Source organism: Helicobacter sp. UBA3407 (assembly GCF_949747025.1).
GTDB classification, from domain to species: Bacteria; Campylobacterota; Campylobacteria; order Campylobacterales; family Helicobacteraceae; genus Helicobacter_D; species Helicobacter_D ganmani.
Genome location: NZ_CATKCB010000010.1, coordinates 1 through 1,253, shown reverse-complemented (window position 1 = coordinate 1,253; position 1,253 = coordinate 1). Strand labels below are relative to the sequence as shown.

Here is a 1,253-nt window from a genome sequence, read left to right as displayed (position 1 = left end):
GCATTATAACATTGATATGAACTCTATGCAATTAGACGCGATTCGGGATAATACGCATAGGCTAACTTCAGAAAATATTGAGGAATACTTGAAAATTATGAAACAAAAGATTCAAGAATACGATGTAGAGCCTTTAGTAAAAATCGCCAAAGAGGCATTAGGGGAGAAATAGCACTTAATAATGCCTCCTGAGCCTTGAGCCAATACTTCGTTCTTGTCTGATTTATTGGTGGTATCCAAATAAATGCTACTACTCTATCATTGCGAGAATGTGTAGCATTTGTAGCGCACATTGCGCAAGGGTTTTGCCCACACCCGCAAATCCATAATGTTGGAATCTTGCTTGAAACTTAAATTTTAAGATTCTATTTGTTTTACACAGGAAAAACGCGAATACTAGAATCCAAGTTTTCTTGCAAAACTGATTCAATTGCAAACAGCGTGCCACTCGCACCACTTGCACAACCACTGCAAGCACCTAAATATCTAATATACACATCAGTATAGCCATCGCTTGCATTTTTTAAATCAATGATTTCCATATTACCCCCGTCCATCATCAGCATTGGGCGGATTTTTTCATCAATCACGGATTCAATAGCTTTGATTTTTTGCACAATCGTCATATTGGCAAATTCTGAATTGTCTTTGGAATTCAAATCGGTTTTGTTTTGAAGTTCATTTTCCATTTCTGCACGCACTTCACGCAAAATATCTACTAGATAATGCTCCCTCTCTTCGTGTCCTCCGGGTCGGATACAGCTTTTACAAAACGCACCTGCTTTTGTGTATTCGGTGATTTCTTCAATCGTTTTTAGATTGTTAATCCTAATGATTTCCTTTAATGTTCCTAAGCTCACGCGTGCGCATTCACAGACGATAATCTCATCTTCAAAATCCTCTGGATTCTTGCCCAAATATTGCGCCGCTGCCTTTTTAATCACATCATAAGCCATTACAGAGCAGTGCATTTTTTGTCCCGGGACGGCTGGAGTATCAGGCTCATCACGCAACGCTTTTTCTACATCAATATTGGTAATTTTCACTGCTTCTTGCACTTTTTTGCCCAAGCAAAGCTCTACCATCATATCACTACTTGCAATCGCAGTCCCGCAGCCAAAGCTCTTGAATTTCGCATCTACAATCGTATCGTTTGCGTCTATGAGCCAATAAAGTCGGACTGCATCACCGCAAGCCTCCGCGCCATAATCTGCGACAACAAGCTTCAATCCTCTTTTATCTGCCTCTTCTTG

The 1,253-nt window shown here is 40.1% G+C and carries 1 protein-coding gene; it reads right to left on the bottom strand.

The window, feature by feature from the left end; translation table 11 throughout:
• Positions 1-374: 374 nt before the first annotated feature.
• Positions 375-1,253, bottom strand: an 879-nt coding sequence (locus Q1553_RS00080) for an iron-sulfur cluster assembly scaffold protein (RefSeq protein WP_300842636.1), incomplete at its 5' end; no start/stop codon positions are given.